The organism is Bifidobacterium sp. ESL0775 (assembly GCF_029395475.1).
Lineage (GTDB): Bacteria > Actinomycetota > Actinomycetes > Actinomycetales > Bifidobacteriaceae > Bifidobacterium.
The window spans coordinates 1,495,275-1,513,660 of record NZ_CP113917.1; the positions used below are offsets into that span (position 1 = coordinate 1,495,275).

Annotated in this window: 14 protein-coding genes and 1 tRNA gene; 5 read left to right on the forward strand and 10 right to left on the reverse strand. The window is 62.1% G+C overall.

Annotated elements, in window-relative coordinates; translation table 11 throughout:
• Nucleotides 1-16: 16 nt before the first annotated feature.
• Nucleotides 17-1,714, reverse strand: a complete 1,698-nt coding sequence (locus tag OZX73_RS05675) for a DUF5719 family protein (RefSeq protein WP_277148386.1) — start codon at nucleotides 1,712-1,714, stop codon at nucleotides 17-19.
• Nucleotides 1,711-4,851, reverse strand: a complete 3,141-nt coding sequence (locus tag OZX73_RS05680; protein ID WP_277148388.1) for a glycosyltransferase family 2 protein — start codon at nucleotides 4,849-4,851, stop codon at nucleotides 1,711-1,713. Before OZX73_RS05680 ends, OZX73_RS05675 begins: the two co-directional genes overlap by 4 nt.
• A 207-nt stretch (nucleotides 4,852-5,058) precedes the next feature.
• On the opposite strand from OZX73_RS05680, the gene OZX73_RS05685 reads away from it, so the two are divergent.
• The 3 genes from OZX73_RS05685 (at nucleotide 5,059) to OZX73_RS05695 (ending at nucleotide 8,328) form a co-directional block, all read left to right on the forward strand.
• Nucleotides 5,059-6,444, forward strand: coding sequence for an LCP family protein (locus tag OZX73_RS05685; RefSeq protein ID WP_277148390.1), 1,386 nt, complete (start codon nucleotides 5,059-5,061; stop codon nucleotides 6,442-6,444).
• Between the two features lie 67 nt (nucleotides 6,445-6,511).
• Nucleotides 6,512-7,828, forward strand: a complete 1,317-nt coding sequence (locus OZX73_RS05690) for an LCP family protein (RefSeq protein WP_277148392.1) — start codon at nucleotides 6,512-6,514, stop codon at nucleotides 7,826-7,828.
• Nucleotides 7,829-8,049: 221 nt separating this feature from the next.
• On the forward strand, nucleotides 8,050-8,328 hold the full coding sequence (locus OZX73_RS05695) for a WhiB family transcriptional regulator (protein ID WP_277144447.1): 279 nt from the start codon (nucleotides 8,050-8,052) through the stop codon (nucleotides 8,326-8,328).
• A 230-nt stretch (nucleotides 8,329-8,558) separates the two neighbouring features.
• Here OZX73_RS05695 and OZX73_RS05700 read toward each other — a convergent pair whose 3' ends face one another.
• Nucleotides 8,559-10,061: a PAS domain-containing sensor histidine kinase gene (locus OZX73_RS05700; RefSeq protein WP_277148394.1), complete on the reverse strand. Its 1,503-nt coding sequence runs from the start codon at nucleotides 10,059-10,061 to the stop codon at nucleotides 8,559-8,561.
• Nucleotides 10,062-10,228: 167 nt separating this feature from the next.
• Between OZX73_RS05700 and OZX73_RS05705 the strand changes: the two genes are divergently transcribed.
• Entirely contained in the window at nucleotides 10,229-11,254 is a 1,026-nt protein-coding gene (locus OZX73_RS05705; RefSeq protein WP_277148396.1) for a hemolysin III family protein, read from the forward strand.
• Nucleotides 11,255-11,391: 137 nt separating this feature from the next.
• On the opposite strand, the gene greA is transcribed toward OZX73_RS05705, so the two are convergent.
• The 4 genes from greA to OZX73_RS05725 form a co-directional block, all read right to left on the reverse strand.
• Nucleotides 11,392-11,874 (reverse strand): transcription elongation factor GreA, encoded by a 483-nt coding sequence (greA, locus tag OZX73_RS05710; RefSeq protein ID WP_277148398.1) that lies wholly within the window; start codon nucleotides 11,872-11,874, stop codon nucleotides 11,392-11,394.
• Nucleotides 11,875-11,985: 111 nt separating this feature from the next.
• Nucleotides 11,986-12,393, reverse strand: coding sequence for an FKBP-type peptidyl-prolyl cis-trans isomerase (locus tag OZX73_RS05715; RefSeq protein WP_277148400.1), 408 nt, complete (start codon nucleotides 12,391-12,393; stop codon nucleotides 11,986-11,988).
• Nucleotides 12,394-12,542: 149 nt separating this feature from the next.
• Entirely contained in the window at nucleotides 12,543-14,006 is a 1,464-nt protein-coding gene (locus OZX73_RS05720) for an L-serine ammonia-lyase (protein ID WP_277148402.1), read from the reverse strand.
• 89 nt (nucleotides 14,007-14,095) lie between these two features.
• The gene (locus tag OZX73_RS05725) at nucleotides 14,096-15,376 is read right to left on the reverse strand and encodes an MFS transporter (protein ID WP_277148405.1); all 1,281 of its coding nucleotides are present in this window, start codon (nucleotides 15,374-15,376) and stop codon (nucleotides 14,096-14,098) included.
• Nucleotides 15,377-15,539: 163 nt separating this feature from the next.
• On the opposite strand from OZX73_RS05725, the gene OZX73_RS05730 reads away from it, so the two are divergent.
• A tRNA-Leu gene (locus tag OZX73_RS05730) sits at nucleotides 15,540-15,621 on the forward strand.
• Between the two features lie 118 nt (nucleotides 15,622-15,739).
• Here OZX73_RS05730 and OZX73_RS05735 read toward each other — a convergent pair.
• From OZX73_RS05735 to OZX73_RS05745, 3 genes are all read right to left on the reverse strand, one after another.
• On the reverse strand, nucleotides 15,740-16,753 hold the full coding sequence (locus OZX73_RS05735) for a Ppx/GppA family phosphatase (protein ID WP_277148407.1): 1,014 nt from the start codon (nucleotides 16,751-16,753) through the stop codon (nucleotides 15,740-15,742).
• Between the two features lie 139 nt (nucleotides 16,754-16,892).
• Nucleotides 16,893-17,414 carry a DUF501 domain-containing protein gene (locus OZX73_RS05740; RefSeq protein WP_277150939.1) on the reverse strand — a complete coding sequence of 174 codons (522 nt, stop codon included), beginning with the start codon at nucleotides 17,412-17,414 and terminating at the stop codon, nucleotides 16,893-16,895.
• A 297-nt stretch (nucleotides 17,415-17,711) separates the two neighbouring features.
• Complete coding sequence (locus tag OZX73_RS05745) at nucleotides 17,712-18,380, reverse strand: septum formation initiator family protein (RefSeq protein ID WP_277148409.1); 669 nt, start codon at nucleotides 18,378-18,380, stop codon at nucleotides 17,712-17,714.
• Nucleotides 18,381-18,386 lie beyond the last annotated feature (6 nt).

Genomic DNA, 18,386 nt, shown 5'->3' on the forward strand with positions numbered 1-18,386 from the left:
CCATCTTTCCAGCGTGTCATCGCACAATGCCGGCGTTGGGCCTGACCCATACCTTCATGTTCTGCGGCTCAAGCCCCGAAGAGTTCAAATGGGCGAGGGAGGCCGACTGGGATTGGTCCTCCCCTGACTCGACCAGCCGCGCGCCCATGGCGATGTTCCTGCCGCCCTTCAACGTGAACATCACCGCGCCCTGGCCGATGTCCTTGGCAGCCACGTTCACCCCGGCATTGGCCAGGATATCGATGTCCTTGTCGCCCGCCGGCTTGCCCGAGGCGTCATATCCCCGCAACGTCGCCTTGACAGGCGAACCGGAGGTATTCACCAGAGCGAGCGTCCCGTCGGTGTGGTCCGGCAGCACCAAGGCCGACTGCGCGAAGACGCTGGCCGGGCTGACATAGGCGAAATCGGTGTCGGAATCGATGTTTCTGGTCACTTTGGCCACCACATCCACCGGCTCGGCGGCACTGGCCTGCAGCCCGACAACATCCTGCGGGGCCTGACCCATATCCACCACCGCGACCTTGCCGGCGTCAAGATGCTGTGTCTTCGCCTGTGTGGCGCCTTTGCCGTCAACCCATGACAGGGAGAGGTCCGTGGAACGCCTGGCATGGGCCAGCACCTTCACCCCGTCGCCGGCGGAGAAGCCGGGCAGGTATTGCCGTCTCGACGAAGGACGCAGCGGGGTTGCGTAGTCGGAACCCATGGCGGACAGGCCGTTGAGCTCGACGCTGCGCACGACGGCCGCGATCGGGGTCTCCTTGCTGGTGACCGTCACAAACAGGGCATCGTTGCCGGGAGCGGCCGCGGACAATTCCTGCGTGGCCTCGCCGTTGGCGCCGACATTGAGGATGTTGCCGGTGGAGAGCTGCAATGGGGTGCCATGCTTCGTGCTCCAGACCCGGATCTGCAACGACGTGGCCTTCGAGGAGAAGTTGGCGACGGACAGCTGCTGCGTGGATCCGGTGGTGGTGGGCCCCAGCAGGAAGTCCTGCTCGAGCGCTGGCGCCACGCAGGTCGAGGCCGACAATCCCTTGAGATCGCCCTCGCTGGCCCAGGAGGCCACAGCCGCCGCAGCGCCCGTGCCGGATTTCGCCGCCAGCAAACGTGTCTCGAAGGCGCTCGACCCCTTGTCGGCGGAACCCGAATAGGTCTTGACGCTGGCCCCGCTGACGGTGTCGTCACCGGTGAGCTTCTTGTCATCCGCCTCGCTGCCATTGGTCACCGCGCTCACCGTCGCCTGGTAGACGGATCCGAAAGCCCCGTATCTCGCGGATGAGGCGACGTTGCCTTCGGAGGGCTGGAAGGCGCTGTCGCCGTATTTGCCGCTGTCCGAAAGCGCCATGCGCGAAGGGCAATAATAGGTGAGGTCGGTCTGGCTGACTGGTTTCGCCGTGGCGCTGGCGCCACCTTTGGCCGGATCCACCAGCCATTTCGGCAACGGCACAAGGACCACCGCGGCAATCAAGGCGACCAGCACCACAACGGTGATCACTCCCAAAACCACACGCCACACCATGCGGGAACGCGAGGCGCGGGCTTCCAACACCCCGGCCCCTTCAGGGCTTGCCTGCGATCCGGCTTCGGTTCCCTTGCCACCGCCCTGGGCGGTTTGCGCACCGGTTAAGGTCGCTGGCGGCGCCGGGACCGGCGGAACCGCGTGCCCACTGCCGTTGTCTTCCATACGTTCGTTCATCGTATCCCCGTTATCGTTCATGCCTGTTCCTGCCCATAGCGCCGCGTCCTGGGTATCGCCACCAGGACATAGACCAACGTCACTATCGCCAGGCACCACAGCCACGCCTTGCGCCAGGCGCTGTGCTGCGCCGCGTCCTGCCCCTTGGTGGACACGCCCTGCTTGCCCTCGTCGACCTTGGTCAGCCGATAGTAGGTGCCGGACGGGCTGGTGACCATCGATTGCACCCCGTCGCTAGCGTTGATGTTGCTGATCAGGCGCAACGTGGCGTCCTTGTCCGCAGCCGTCTTATCGGCCGAGACATAGATGCCGCCGAAACCAAGCTTGGCTATCGAGTCGATGGCGTCGTCATCGCCATTGGAAAGCAGCACTGCGCTGGCATTGGCCAGAAGACCGACGGACACGTCATCGACGCCAGAGGCCTCCTGGGCCATATACGCCGGCGAGACGTCGACCAAGTCCCCACGCCGCGAACGCATGACCGAAAAGTCGATGTGGTTGTCGCTTGTGGCCTCAAGCGCGAGGACGCGATGGCTGTCTTTGCCCTCAAGATAATCGGTGGCCACCATCGGCAAACCGCCTTCGCTGACATGGACATCGTTGCCCCGATACCATACGCCGAAGGCCCCGGCGCCGAGCGTGGCCGATGCCAAAACCGCAACCAAGACCACACGCCCGGCCTTGACCGCCACGCCTTTCACCTTGGCCGCGCCACTGGAAGCATCAAGGTTCTGCGCCTCCTGCTCGCCCTGGGAGACGCGCAGGGGGACGAAGCGCTTGACCGCCCCGCCGGCCACGATGCAGGAACAGGCGAGCAAGGCCATCAGGGCCAGCGCGACGCCCGGGAGCACCGATCCCGCGCCAACCGTACCACCTTGGACCACCACGCCAATGCGGCAGGCGGCCATGGAAAGCACCAGGCCGACAATGGCGACGGCCCACATCATCCTTGTGGCGCGAAGCGCGAAAGGCAGCAGCAGCGCCAGCAACGCCAAGACCACGACGATGCCGAGCACCGCCGCCACCAGGACATCAGGCCCCAACTGCCCGAAAGAACGTGTCTGCGCATCCGCGCCCGCGGAAAGGCCGAAGGCACGCGCGACGACCTGCGCGAACGAGAGCGAATCCGGCGCGGTCAAGGGTGTCGGGGCAAGCACATCGGCGAAGAACTGGCGCCACGCGCCCTGCGTGGCGTAATGGACGCCGTCAACAATCGTGGGCGCGAGCACGGCGAGGGTCGGCAGGGGAATCAGCAACAGCATGGTGCGGTGCGAGCGCACCACGACAAGGAACAGGGCCAGGCAGACGATCAGCGCGAGCGCCAGCTGCGGCTCACAGGCCGTGACCACGGCGAAGCAGAGCGCGGCGCATGCGGCGGCCTGGACGGAAGGATGGGGCCGCACCATATCCTCGGTGTTATACATCCCAACGGCCCTGAACGTGAAGGCGAACGCCGCGGGCAGGAACACCATGGCCATGAGCAATGGCAGATTGGCGTCGCCGAACGCCCCGAAAGCAAGCGCGAAGGCGACCCACAGCAGGCCGGTGACGACACGCACCGGATCGGAACGGGTGAAGACGCCCGCGAAAGCCCAAAACGCCAATGCCATCGCCGGAGCCGCCAGGAAGAACATCAACGACAAGGCAACAGCCGGATGGCCCAATGTGAACACCGAAGCCACCAGCCAGACCATGAGCCAAGGGGCTGGAGGAACGGCGATGCCGACGCCGACGCCAAAGGCCCAGGGCGTGCTCGCCGCGGAAAGTAACGTGCTGAAATTCGCGGCGCTGGGAATCAGCATGGATGAATAGGGGCTGCCGCCGCCCCAGACCTTGCGGAACACCTCCCATTGGAACGCCACGACCGCCGCGAAAGCGACCAGGGCCATCACTGTGGCGGCACCGAAACGGCGAATCGCGCGCGTGCGCAGATGGCTCTTGGCCAGAGGGCTCAGCAACACGGTATGTTGCTGGCTGTCGAACGCATTGCGACGTTTGCGCCACTGCCCTATCTGCCGGCGGTCGGCGGAAAGCAGATCCGAGGAGACCGAAGCGGCCCCATGCCGGCGTGGCTGCTGGCGGCGGGCGTGGATCATCCCCGGCAACGAGCCGAACACCCTCCATGGCAGGCACAGCACACACCACGCCCGCCACGGGCGCTTGGCGACAAGCGCGCCGATGGCATGCCAGAGCGCCCGGAACAGGTTCGCTATCCACAGCAATGGCCAGAAAAGCGTGCGGATATCCGTGTAATAGTATTTCTGCGCCGCATCGAGGACCGGCATGGTGGTATCCAGCGGAGCGTCCTCGTCAACAGGCTCGCCCGCCCTGGTCCGGATGCCCTCGAAACGCGCCCTGCGATGGGCGATATGGGCCTGGGGCACCACGATGACGCGGCCGCCGGACTCGCAGATGCGCCGCGAGAAATCGGCGCCCTCGGCGAATGTGGTGAACCACCGGTTGATGTCCCCCACCTCCTTGGTGGTCGGCAGAGGCAGCAACGCACCGGCCAACGAGACCGCGAACACATCGCTGCGCCCGTCATATTGCTCCTGGTCGGGTTCGCCTTCCACGACGAGGCTTTCCAGACGGTGCTTGCCCGCGTAGGCGCCGACGTTGTGCAGGGCGGTGCCGCCCCAATCCAGCTGCTTGGCGCCGATCAGCGAGACGGTGGGCGTGTTGTGCCAGGTCTCCACCAATGACTCAAGGCAGGACTGGCCCACAGGCCTGGAATCGTCATGCAGCAGCCACAGCGCACGCACCGAGGCGGGAAGGCTGGCGTAATGGAGCCCTTTGCCCACGGCGTCGGAAAACGAGGTGGCTCCCGAGGCACGAACCAACTGGACATCGACACGTTCAGGGGGTTCCGGCGCCAGTTGCTCGGCGGCGCCGTGCCCAAGCTCAGGCAACGAGGAGACGGCGAAGCCGGTGCGCATCGGCTGGGATGTGCCACCGGTGCAATCGGCGATGACGATGGTGCGCGGCAGCACCTTCTGGCTCAACAAGGCGTGCAAGGTCGCGGGGAAGAAACGGACATCACGCTCCACGGTCACGATGGCGGCGATGCTGCGGTCGACCGTCTGTCCGGGGATATGGGGCCGCTCACCGACCACTCCGGCCACAATCCGTTGAATATCGACACTGCCGTTGGAACTCATGCTCACCAGTGTAGACGAAGGCCTCGCTAGCCCGGCAACACAACCCAGTCACCACACAATCAGGCGTTGCATTGTGAAATCCGCCTGGTACCATCTATACAGGAAAAATTCAGCCACTAGGTTTACAATGCCCTCTGTAGAACAGTGACGGTAATATTCCCGCAGCGGTCTTTAAGGCTTTGGCTCGGGTAAGCAGAAAGGCGAGATATGGCTTCACACCGTATCAAAGACCTCCAGATACCTAATCTCGGTGGATGGCACACCCCCAAACCCATGCATGGCACCACTTATATGGTTCGCCACCGGGTGCGCAGCGCCATCGTCATGACCGTGGTCGGTATTTTGGTGTTCGTCTCGACCGCCGTCGGCGTCGCCGCCTTCGCCTTGGCCCACGCCCCCAAAACCGTCAAAGTCATCCGCCAGCATGGAGCCCCCGCCGAGAAACTCGTCGACCCCAATGCGGGCAAGCCCATCGAGTTCCTTGTTCTGGGACAGGACACCCGAGACGGCGGCGATAACGCCGCGCTTGGCGGTACCCACGATGAAGGCGAGCACAACGCCGACACTTCCATGGTGGTCCAGATCAGCGCCGACCGCTCCTATATCAACCTTGTCTCCATCCCCCGCGATTCCCTGGTCAACGCCCCCAGCTGCCAGACGTCCAAAGGCACCGTCCCCGCGCGGCACAACGTGATGTTCAACTCCATCTTTGCCACCGGCTGGAACGTGGGTGGCGACCTCGCCAGCGCGGCGAGCTGTACCATGAACGCCGTCAACGCTTTGACCGGCCTTAAACTCGAGCATTTCATCGTGGTCGATTTTCAAGGCCTTCAGGGCATGATCAACGCCATCGGCGGGGTCAACGTATGCCTGCCCACGGATATGAAGGACAATTACACCGGTCTTGACTTGAAGCAAGGTCTCCAGCATCTCGACGGCACGCAGGCCACCGAATACGCGCGTATGCGCCATGGCACCGGCACCGACGGCAGCGACATCATGCGCGCCGCACGCCAGCAATACCTGGTCAAGGAGATACTCAGCGAAGCGTTGTCGAAGAACCTGCTGACCAACAGCCAGCAACTCTACCGCCTTGCCCATGAGGCCTTGAAATCCCTGAACATCTCCAGCGGACTCTCCAACGCCACCACGCTGGCGGGTCTGGCCTTGAGCCTGCACAGCCTCAAAACCGACCACATCTACGCGCGCACCATCCCCGTCGTGCCGGCGCCAAGCGACCCCAACAACCGCGTGGTCTGGGCCAGCAATGCCGATGAGGTCTGGAGCGTGTTGCGCGAATACAAGCCGTTGACCCAACAGGACATGTCCTCCAGCCAGGGCGACGACAACCAAAGCTCGAACTCCACGAGTCAAGGAACCACTGGCCAGAACCAGACCCAGCCGCAACAAGGCGCACCCGATCCAGTGACCGGCCTGATCACCACCTCCGACGGCAGATTGATCGATCCGGCCACCGGAGGAACCGTTGACAAGAAAAACGGCATGATCCGTGATCCCAAGACGGGCCAGTACATGGGTGTCGCCAACCAGTACCTCAACGCAACCGTATGTGCGGTTCCTGCGCAGAAGTAGGGCAATCTTCCCTCCTGATGGCTTTGCCACGAGTAAAAGTAGTAAAGGCTTAGCGACAGGGGGTCATATGGTCAAGCAGTCAGGCGGATACGACGCACAGGGCAATCCCCCGAGCTTCATGCCATCCGGCGCGCATAGACGTCCCGATACCGGGCGTGTGCCGGCCGCCAATGACCCATCCGTGCCCCCTGCCTTTTCTCCCAACGCGGCACGCAAGAGGAGAAACCCTCGCCAATCCCAACCTGCCGGGATTTCGGCTCCAGCGTCCCAGGCACGCTCGCCGCGCCAGAGTGCCGGTTCCTCCCGCGTCGCCTCGCCCGTGCGCGCCTATTCCCAATATGACGGACAGGGATATCAGCCGGGCAGGCCGCCCCGGAGGCCCAATCGGGGCGATGCCCCGGGATTCGCCAATGCGGCCGCGAAACCACGTAAAAAGCACCATTGGGTGCTGACCACCCTGCTGGTCATCGTATTGGCCATCGTCCTGGCGCTGTTCGGTTGCTGGAACTGGGCCAACGCCCAATTGGACAAGGCCGATTGGCTGACCGGCAAAGCCGACACGGACGGCGCCTCATGGCTCATCCTCGGCTCCGACGAACGCGACGATTCCGGGGTCGGCGGCAGCGTCGAGGACACCCCCGGCTTCCGCACCGACACCATCCTCGTGCTCACCAAACCCGCCCACGGCAACTCCTCACTGATCTCGATCCCGCGCGACTCGCTGGTCAAGGTCGGCGGCACCAACATGAAGATCAACGCCGTCGCCGAGACGCAAAGCAAGAAAACGCTGACCGGCGAGGTCGAGGACATCACCGGCAAGAAGATCGACCATGTCGCCGAAATCAAGTTCAACGGCCTGACCAAGGTGGTCGACGCCTTGGGCGGGGTCAACCTCTGCTACGACAGCACCGTCAACGACTGGCGTTCGGGCCTGAACTGGCAGGCGGGCTGCCACGTGGCCGACGGGGCCACCGCGCTGGCCTTCTCCCGCATGCGCTACTCCGACCCGAAAGGCGATTTCGGCCGTGCGGAACGCCAGCGCCAAGTCATCGGGGCCATCATGGGCAAAGCCTTCTCTAGCGAGACCATGAAAAGCCCGAAGAAGCTCCAGCAGGTCGCCAAGGCCGCCCTTTCCTCCATCGAGGTCGACAAGAAGACGAATCCGCTGACCTTGGCGTCGATGGCGATGGCGTTCAAGGCCGCCACCGGGAAGCTCGGCATCTCCGGTTCCGTCTATTGGACGGACCCCAACCACTATGTGCGCGGTGTCGGCTCCACGGTGCTGCTGGACGATTCGAAGAACCTCGAGCTCTTCGATGAGCTTTCCGCCGGAACCCACGCGCCAGGAACCGTCGGCACCTTGGCCGAAACCGTCTCCCAATGATTTGAGACCACGAAGCCGCTGAACATCGTATCGGTTTGGTGCATCTCATTTCGTCTGGCATCAACGCGCCGGGCGATGCCGATGAGGCGAAGGACGCTCCCCATTGCCGTACGAAATGGAATTCGGGTATTTTTCTGGCAAAAACCCTTGAAAAAATATCCGTTTCGTGGTTATCTAAGAAGTGGAATCCAGTGATGACAACAGGAAGGTCGTTTGCTTCTATGAGTAATGCTTTTGATTGGCGCGCCAAGGCGGCTTGCCGCGACAAGGACCCCGAGCTCTTCTTCCCCGTGGGCAACACCGGCGCCGCCTACCAGCAGATCGAGGAGGCCAAGGCCATCTGCCGCACGTGCAAGGTCATCGACGCGTGCCTCAAGTGCGCGCTTGACACCAACCAGGATTACGGCGTCTGGGGAGGCTTGAGCGAGGATGAGCGCCGCGCCTTGAAGCGCCGCGCCATGCGTGCCCGCCGCAGCCAGAACATGCAGATGCAGGTCTGAACGCTTTTAGCGTTGGCCACGCGTACGTCAAAGTGCCTGGCCGGCGGATTGACAGAATGGGTTCTGTCTTGGTTTTATAAAAATCCCTTCCGGTTTGTGGTAATCGGAAGGGATTTTTATATGGTAATCGTTGAATACGGACTGCTTATCCATCCATGAAAGGCATCAGCGGGAAACGTACCATCCCTGATTTCCCGTCATCGATATGGATGCCCCTGTCTTGACGGCGATCAGTATTCCGCCTCGTCGCCTTCCTGCGCGGCCCGCAGGTTGATGTCGAGGATGACCCTCGTGCCGCCGCCGTGGCGGTCGTCCCAGCGCACGGTGCCGTTGAAGTCGTTGGTCACGAACGTGTTGATGATCTGCGTGCCCAGCCCGGAACCCGAGGAACGGGCCATGCCGTTGTCCTCCTCGGCGGCCAGGCCGGAGCCGTCGTCTTCGACCACCACGTTCAAGTGATTACCGCTGCGGCCCACGGAAATGGTGATGTTGCCTTCCTTGCGGCCTTCGAAGCCGTGCTCCACCGCGTTGGTGATGAGCTCGGTCAACACCAGCGAAAGCGGCGTGGCGTCCTGCGCCGGCATCATGCCGAACTTGCCAATGTAGCGGATGTGGATGTGCTGGTCGTCCATCGTGGCCAGGTCAACGCTCATCTTCAAAAGATTGGAGATCACGGCGTCGTAGTCGACGATCTCGTTGACGGTCTGGCTCAGGCCCTCATGCACGGTGGCGATGGTCTGGATGCGCCGTTGCGCCTCCTTGAGCTCGGTTTTCACCTCCTGCGATTTGGTCTTTCTCGCCTGCAGGCGGAGCAATGCAGACACTGTCTGGAGATTGTTCTTGACCCTGTGGTGGATTTCGGAGATGGTGGCGTCCTTCGTTTGTAGTTCCTGTTCACGGCGGCGCAGTTCCGTGACATCGCGGCAAAGCACGATGGCGCCGGCGCGTCCTGTCTCGTTGTAGAGCGGCAGCGAATGCATCGAGACCATGGAGTTGTTGGCGTCGAGCTCGCAATCGGCGGCCGCTTTGCCGCTCAGGACCAGCGGCAGGGTCTCGGGGACCGGGTCGTTGGGATGGAGTAATTGCGTTCCTATTTCACTCAGGTAATGTCCTTCCATTTGGGTGATGGCGCCAAGCCTGCGGAAGCAGCTGATGGCGTTGGGCGCGGCGTATTTGACGATGCCGGTGGGGCCGAGGATGATGAAACCGTCGGAGACCCTGGCGTTGTGCCGTTGGCTCATGATCGCGTCGTGATAGGGGAACTGGCCGCGTGGGATCATCTCGAAGAGCATCTTGCCGGCGTTGATGCTTTCGGATTCGTAGCGGCCGTTGGATTCGCGCGTGGACATGTTGGTCTCGCGCACCACCACGCCCAGTGTCTTGTTGCCGCAGCGCACCGGGGCGTAGACGTTGCAGACGCTCGATTTGCCGACCTGGTGCAGCGTCGTGGTGTGCAGCACGCCTTTGGCGTTCATCGCGGTGTCGATCTCGTCGACGAGGTTTTCGGAGACCTCATGCCCGACGACATCGTCACTGCGCATCGTCATCACGGTGGAGGGGCGGCACTGCTCGGCGACTATGTATTTGCCGTCATCACGCTTCAGCACCAGAAGCAGGTCGGCGAAGCTCAGATCGGCGATAACCTGCCAGTCCGCCACCAACAAATGAAGCCATTCACGATCGCCGGCGTCGAAATCTGATTGCGCGGCGAGAATCTCATCAAAATCAGCCATACTTCAATGATACATGGTCGATTCCACGAGTGTCGCGCATGGCTTGAAGATGTCATCAACTTAGGTTACGATAACGTAAGTTACGTTCGCGTAGGAAATGGTTGTTTGTGGTGCTCCTTAACGGCGCATGCCTGTTTCATCGATACATCCGAGACTTTGGAGGGACCATGTCAGAGAAGTCCGCCGACAATCCGGCAGATATCGTCTCAACCGACGACCAGCGTCACGACGACCTGTCAAACGGTGACATCGAACATGCCTGCGCACAAAACCGACAGCAAGGCTCTGACAGCGGTGCCTCCACCCAACAGAAGAAAGATTCGAAAGACGCCGACGCGATCACGACCAGCGTCACCCAAGCCCAGCAAGAAGCCATGGAAGCCAAGGCCGAGGCCATCAGGGCCACGGCGCGAGGCAAGGCCGACACCATCCGGCGCAAGGCCGATGAGCGGGCGGCATACGTCATCGCCAAAGGCGAGGTGAGGGCCGCCGAGGCGCTGGGAATCACTCCCCCACCCATGCCTGGCCGCAAGGTGCGTCTCGACGTCCACGGCCGCCCGAAGCCGTTGCTGCGCGGCTGGATCCACGCCGTCGCCGCCCCGCTGGCGCTGGCAGCCGGCATCGTGCTGATCTGCCTGGCCAAAGGCACCGGGCTCAAGTGGGCGTGCGCGGTGTTCATGGTCTGCTCGCTCATCCTCTTCGTCAATTCCGCCACCTACCACTTGGGCGACTGGTCGCCGAAGACCACCGACATCCTGCGCCGCGTCGACCACATGAACATCTTCCTGTTGATCGCCGGCACCTACACCCCGGTCTCCTTCGCGCTGACACCCGGTTGGCGCAATGGCGTCATCACAGGCATGTGGGCCTGCACGCTGGTGGCCCTCCTGATCCACGTCATCTGGATCAATGCCCCGCGCTGGCTCTACACGGCCGTCTATATCATTTTCGGAGTCTCGGGCGTGGCCTTCCTCGACCTCTTCTGGTTCTCGCCGTACGCCGGCCCGGCCGTCGTGGTGCTGCTCGCCGCCGGCGGCGCCTGCTACATCGCAGGGGCCATCGTCTACGCGCTGCGCAAGCCCGACCCATGGCCGCGGATCTTCGGCTTCCACGAGATCTTCCATCTGGGGACGGTGGCCGGTTACGCCTGCCACATGGTGGCCATCTACATGGTCATCGTCAATCTCTCGTGAGGCCATGCGTCTGAGCTTTCAACGCTGATAATCAATACCGGATGACATCCAGTATCAGATATCATAAAGGTCTGAATCCACTGTTCATGGATTCAGACCTTTATGATGTTAAGCAAAGCGCCAACAAGCCCGGGCCACTACTTCATCGGCTTGGCGTCCTTGATCTTCACTGTGATCTCACGGCCGTTGGGTGCCTTGTAGCTGACCTCGTCGCCCTTCTTGGAGCCCATGATGGCGGCGCCGATCGGCGACTCGGGGCTGATGACGTCGTAGTCGGTGGCCACGGCGATGTCGCGCGAGCCGAGCACGTACTTCATCTCCTTGCCCGCGAGCTCGAGCGTGACCAGCGAGCCGTTGCCGACCTTGCCAGCCGGCGGCGCCTTCAGGATCTTCGTGTTGCGCAGTTTCACGATGAGCTCGTTGATGCGTCCCTCGTTCTTGCCCTGCTCCTCACGCGCGGCCTGATAGCCGCCGTTCTCGGAAAGATCGCCTTCGGCACGGGCCGTGGCGATGCGCTGGGTGATCTCGTCGCGGTAGTCGCCCTGACGATAGGCCAGCTCCTTCTGAAGCTTGTCGTAGGCCTCCTGCGTGAGCAGAACGGTCTTTTCTTCCTCTGCCATGATTCTTCCTTGCCTTTTCATCGGTTTGTTTCCACTACATATCCGGCCGATACCGGACGGTTAAAAAAATAAGACCGGCGCCGCGGCCGGTCATCGTATTCGATTCCAGCGTCAGCGCGTCGAGATGATGTCGACCACAAACACCAGCGTGTCATCACCGCCGATGCCGGCCTGCGGCATCCCCTGCCGGCCATAGCCGTATTCCGGCGGAATCGAGACCACCAGGCGGGAGCCGACATTGTGCCCGGGAACCGTGCGGTCCCAACCCTTGATGACCTGACCGACGCCAATGCCGAAACTGGCGGGCTGGTGGCGGTCGAAACTCGAATCGAAGGGTTCGTCCTTGCCCCATACCACACCGTGGTAGTTGACGGTGACCGTGTCGCCGGAGCGGACCATCGGGCCGTTGCCTTCGACGAGCTCGACGGCCTTGAGTCCCGCCGGGGCCGGGGTATCCGGGAATTCGATCACCGGTCGGGCGCCGAATTCGGCGTTCACCTCGGGCATGTTCGTAGCCATACGTAGGCCTCCTTGTTGTTTCGCAATGCCACTAGGTTAGCACCCACGCACCCCTCAGGTGCGGTTTGCGCTCAAAGTGCACAGAATCTTCCGGAAGCAATCACCATGGACAGCGCGATGACCCCAACGTTTTGGCCATCGCGTCACCGTCAGCATTCCACGACGTTGACCGCCAGCCCACCTTCCGAGGTCTCCTTGTATTTCGACATCATGTCGGCGCCGGTGTCCTTCATGGTCTTGATGACCTGGTCGAGGCTGACCATGTGCTGGCCGTTGCCCAACAGGGCCATGCGCACCGCGTTGACGGCAGTGTTGGCGGCCATGGCGTTGCGCTCGATGCAGGGTATCTGGACAAGCCCGGACACCGGATCGCAGGTCAGGCCCAGATGGTGCTCCATGGCCACCTCGGCCGCGTTCTCAACCTGGCGTGGCGTGCCCTGCATGACCTCGCACAACCCTGCGGCCGCCATCGAGGCCGCGGAACCGACCTCGCCCTGGCATCCGACCTCCGCGCCGGAGATCGAGGCGTTGCGCTTGAAGAGATAGCCGACGGCACCGGCCGCCAGCAGGAAGCGGATCACGCCATCCTCGTCGGCGGAACCGGCGAAATGCCAATAGTATTCGAGCACGGCGGGGATGACGCCGGCGGAGCCGTTGGTGGGAGCGGTGACGATGCGGCCTCCCCCTGCGTTCTCCTCGTTGACCGCCAGCGCGAAAAGGTCGACCCAGGTGCATTCCGAGGATTCGAGCACGGCCGCGGGCCGACGGACGTTATGCGAGAGGATGTCGGCGTTGCCGGAAAGCTCACGGTATATCTTGGGCGCGCGGCGCGGCACATCAAGGCCGCCAGGCAGTATCGTCTGCGCGCTCATGCAGCCGTTCTTGACGCAGTCGTCCATGTGGCGCCAGACGTTGAGCAGCGCCTCCTTGATCTCCTGCGGCGAACGCGTGGCGGTTTCGTTGGCCCAGACGACCTCGGAGACGCTTTTGCCCTCGCGCTTGCAGATGTCAAGCAGCTCATTGGCGCTGGCGAAGGGATATGGCGCCTCGGGCGGAAAATCGTTGCTGCTGTCGACCGTCTCCTCCTCGGCGAAGGTCGAGCCTTTCGGCGCCTTCTCATGGATGCCGATCATCAGGTCGTCAGGATGGCCCTTGCGCACGAACCCGCCGCCGATGGAATACCAGACCTGCTCGTCGACCTTTTCGCCGTGGTCGTCGAACGCCTCGAAACGCATGCCGTTGGGATGCGCCGCCAGCATCTTCCATTTTTCGAAGACAACGTCCTTGTCGTAATCGAACTTGATCCTGTGCTTGCCATCGAGGTCGAGCGTCCCGGTGTTCTCGCATTCCTGTTTGATGTTGAGCAGGTGCTCGGTGTTGACCGTGGCCGGCACATTGCCTTCCAAACCCGCGACAATCGCCCTGTCGGTGCCATGGCCCAGGCCGGTCATGGACAGTGAGCCGTACAGGGTGCTGCGCACACGGGAGACGCGGCCGAGGAGGTCGCGCTCGTTCAACGAGGCGACGAAATTGGAGGCGGCCACCATCGGCCCGACCGTATGCGACGAGCTGGGGCCCACCCCGACCTTGAACATATCGAGAATACTGAACATGCCATCATTGTAGCGTGTCCGCGTACGAGACATGCTTCAGCGAGTGGGCCTCGCCTATCAGTCGGGTGTGGGAACTGTGTGTTTCTTGACTACTTGCGTGCCGTCGTCAGCTCCGGCTTGACGAAAAGCACCGTCAGGGCGCACAGCACCGTCATCCCGGCGATGAACAGGAAAGCGTTGGTGAACGAACCGTGGGCGGCCTCGACCATGCTGCCGAGGATGGTCGGCGCGAGGAAGCCGCCGATGGTCCCGCCGGTGTTGATCACAGCGATGGAGGAACCGATGATCTCGGCGTTCATGATCTTGTGAGGCCAGGTGAAGATGCCGGTGAAGGCGAACATCGAGACCAGGCTCATCAGCGCCAGCAGCACCATCGATATGATCAGGCTGCTCTTGCCCACGAAAGTGAAGACCACGATGAGCACGGCGGTGATCAGGCAGGCGCCGATGATGGCGGCGCGTTCACGGCCGAGGAACAGCTTGGAGAGCAGGGACCCGGAGAAGATGGTCGCCAGCATGGTGAAGATGGAGTTGACCGCCAGCACCAGAGCCGCCTGGGTCGTGCCCAGCTTGAAGGTGGTCTTGATGTAGGTGGGCATCCACGACATCTGGCCGTAGAGCATGACGTTGATGAAGACCATCGCGATGAACAGGACAATGACATTGCGGTTCTTGATGACGTCCTTGAAACCGACCTTGGGCGCGTCGGCCTTGGCGGCCGCGACGTTGCCGGCCTTGGCTTCGGATTGCGCCTTGCGCTCCTCCTCGGCCGCGCCGCCGTGGGCGGGCACGAAGAACCAGATGAGGATGACGGAGACGAGGTAAAGGGCGCCGAGGACGGCGTAGGCCATACGCCAGTTCTTGTCGACCAGCACACCACCCAAGGTGAAGGCGAGGATGCCGCCGATGCCGGAGGTGGAGAGGATCAGCGACTGGACGAACGTGCGCTTTTTCAGCGGGAAGTTCTCGGCGATCGACTTGGTGACGCTCGGCGGATAACCGCCGTGGCCGAGGCCCATGCAGAAACGCATGACGACGAAGAGGACCAAACCGCCCATCGCGCCAAACAGGAAGGCGAAGACGGCGATGAACGTCAATGAACCGATCAGCACCTTTTTCGCGCCGATGCGGTCGGCGAGCCATCCGCAGGGAATCTGCATCAACGCATACCCGAGGAAGAAGAACGACATGATCAGACCGGTCTGGGTCTTGCCGAGATGGAACTGGTTGCCAATCGGTATGACAGCCAACGAGATCATGCTCTTGTCCATGTAGACGATGGAGTAGCCGGCCATCAGCGCGACGATGATCATCGCGCCTCCGCGTTTCGCCGTCTCTTCCACTGGTTTGGCCGTGGGTGTCCCTGCCATGTATAACCGCCTTTCGAGAAGAATAAAACAACGCCAAGTTTACTCGCGAAAATGTAATTAATATTACAAAAACGGCATATTTTGAGACAAACGGGCGAAACCGGGTGTTCGGCCAGTAGAGCCGGCATGGCATAATGAGGACTTGTGGCCTCAAGGCCAGTGTGCCCCCGTGGCGGAATTGGTAGACGCAGCTGACTTAAAATCAGCCGCCTTCGGGCTTGTGGGTTCGAGTCCCACCGGGGGTACGAACGTTGGAAATCAACGAAGATTGACATTCGACCGCTATGTTCTTTGGGACTCAGGGCAATCCTTGGTGTGACATTTGTATGACAAACGTATCCCCGAGACACAGTTTTCGACGTATTAATCGTTCAGCAGTCTTGTGCCGTAATCCAGGACGATGCCGTCCAAGAGGCCGTGGTCGCTGGAGACGAACGAATCGATGACCTGGCCGTGGTCGAGTTTCGCCGCCTGCGCGACGCGGGTGAGAACGCGGTTCCAGATCAAGGCTCCCCCGCCGACCACGTCGATGCGGCCGGGATGGATGGTCTTGTAGGTCGCGCGCTCGGCGCGAGGCATGTTGAGAAAGCGGTTGTCCACCTTGAAAATGTCTTTGTATGACACGCGGACGCCATCGACGGCGCGATGATCGTATTCCTTCAATCCCAAGACCAGCGCGGTCATCGTGGTGACGCTGCCGGAGACACCGATGATGGTGCGGGTCTTGCCTGCGGGAACGTGGGCGAAAGCCTCGTCGATATGCCGGTCGATGTCCTCGCTTGCCTGGTTGATCTCATCCTGCGTCGGCGGGTCGTGGCGCAGATGGCGTTCCGTCATGCGCACCGAGCCGATGTTCATCGAGAACGCGGATTGCACGCTCGTGGCGGGCGCGGACTTGCCGTCGCCGCCCATGACCATCTCAGTGGAGCCTCCCCCGAGATCGACCACCAGATACGGCGCCTCAAGCCCACGGCGTGGCACGCTGCCGGTGGCTCCGAGGAAGCTCAGCGCGGCCTCCTCCGTCCCGGGGATCACTTCCGGGCGCACGCCGAGAATCGACTCGATGCCATCCTCGAACTCCTTGCGGTTCTGGGCATCGCGTGTGGCCGAGGTTGCCACGAAACGCAACCCGTCGGCGGGATGCTCCTTCAAAACCTCGGCGAATCGCCTCGCGGCCGCATACGCGCGTTGAAGCGCGTCATCAGCGAAACGGTGGGTCTTGTCAACATCCTGGCCGAGCCGGATGACCTCGAGCATGCGCGGAACGACATCCTCGACACTCCCGTCGGCGAAGACCTTGGAGACCTTGAGACGTATGGAATTGGTGCCGCAATCGATGCCGGCCACCGTCACGAAATCCTTGGTCTTGTCATTCATATCAGCACCATCCACTTTTGTCTCATCCTGTTTCGACGTCTCCGAGATTATCCGCCAGACGCAACATTGCCGGCCCGCAGCCAGGCGACAACAACCATATCTGCACGCGACACGCGTGAGAGCGCACGTCCGGAACCACTCAGTCCAGTTCCGTGGTGCAGCGGCAGACTTCGGGATCGAACTCGTCGGCGATGCGCTTCATCACCACGTCGCCGATCGGGTTCACGCCCTCGCCCATCACCAGCGTCTGGGCGACCAGGGCGTGCAGGCACTTCACGCGCACAGGCATGCCGCCGACGCTGGTGCCGGCGATATGCTCCTCGCTGTCGCCAAGTCGGCCAGCCAGCTCATGCCGGAAAGCGAGGTAGAGCCGGTGCGCCCGCCCATACTGTTCATGAATCGTCTCGTCGTTCTGGACCAAATCGGTATAGTGCTGCATCGAACCGTCGGCCTCGACGCGCGAGACGGCCTTGACGGCCTCCGGACTGGTCAGGTAGCAGGTTGTAGGGAACGGCGTGCCGTCAGGCAGCACCGGACGGGTCACCACGGCCAGCGGCCTGCCGCACACGCACCTCGCCCCTACGGCCACCATGCCGCGGGGAAAACGGCCAAGCTGGCGCTTCACCATCGCCACGTCGTCATCGCTTGGCTTGTCGGCCATGACACGATCGACCAAGGCCTTCGCCTGCGAAGCGAGGCCGGCATCGACATCCTGTTGGGCTTCCGGCGAATGACCGTTGGAAACGGCGGATTGTTGTTCGACGCTTTGGTCGTTCTGGTTTAGGGATTCCAGGGATTGTTCTTGCTGCACGCTGTTCCTTTATCGCTCGATTGATTAGTGGCATCCACCGCTAATAGTGCTTATTACATCGTGTTCATGTTCTAGGAATATTCACGGCTTGCACGAATTCAGCCTTCAACATTGAACACCAGATATCAGGCAGCTGATTGGCTGCCATTACCGTTTGTTGGCATTCACGCCGTTTTGGTTTCCACCTTTGGCGTCGCCCGCACCAGCCTTTTGCCCGTTCTTGTTCACGGACTGGCCACCGTTTTTAGTGTTGTCGCCTTGCTGGTTGTTCCGGCCGGATTTGCCGGCTGGGTTCGTGGCATCGCCGGATTGGCCACCCACCGCGCCTGGCGTGGTGACGGCCGTGCCGCCGACCTTGTCCTTTTTCAACGGCTCATCGGCCTTCTTGAACCCGTAGGCGAGCTCGCGATACCAGGGCAGGGTCTGCTGGTCGGAGTCCGAGGAGCTTTCGCCGCCGTTCTCTGATTTGGGTTTGACGCCGGTGACGGCCTCGGGATGCTCGACGTGGATGGCCTGTTCGCCGGGAAAGACGAATCCCAGCCGTTCCCGGGCCTGCGCGGTGACGTAGGCGCTGTCGTTCCACCGGGAGATGTCGTTCTCGAGATCCTGTTTCTTGGCCACCAACGCGGCCTCCTGCCGCTTCAACCCATTGAGCTCGGCAAGGTTCAGGGCGTAGCTATGGAACGTGGCGACCAATTGGATGGCGCCCAAGGCCACGATGAACAGGGCGATGAAGAACGCCACCGGGCCGGAGCCGCGGCGCTTGGCCGGCTTCTTGCCCGCATCGGTTTTGTTCTTGGTTGTTGTGGTGCCCATAAGACA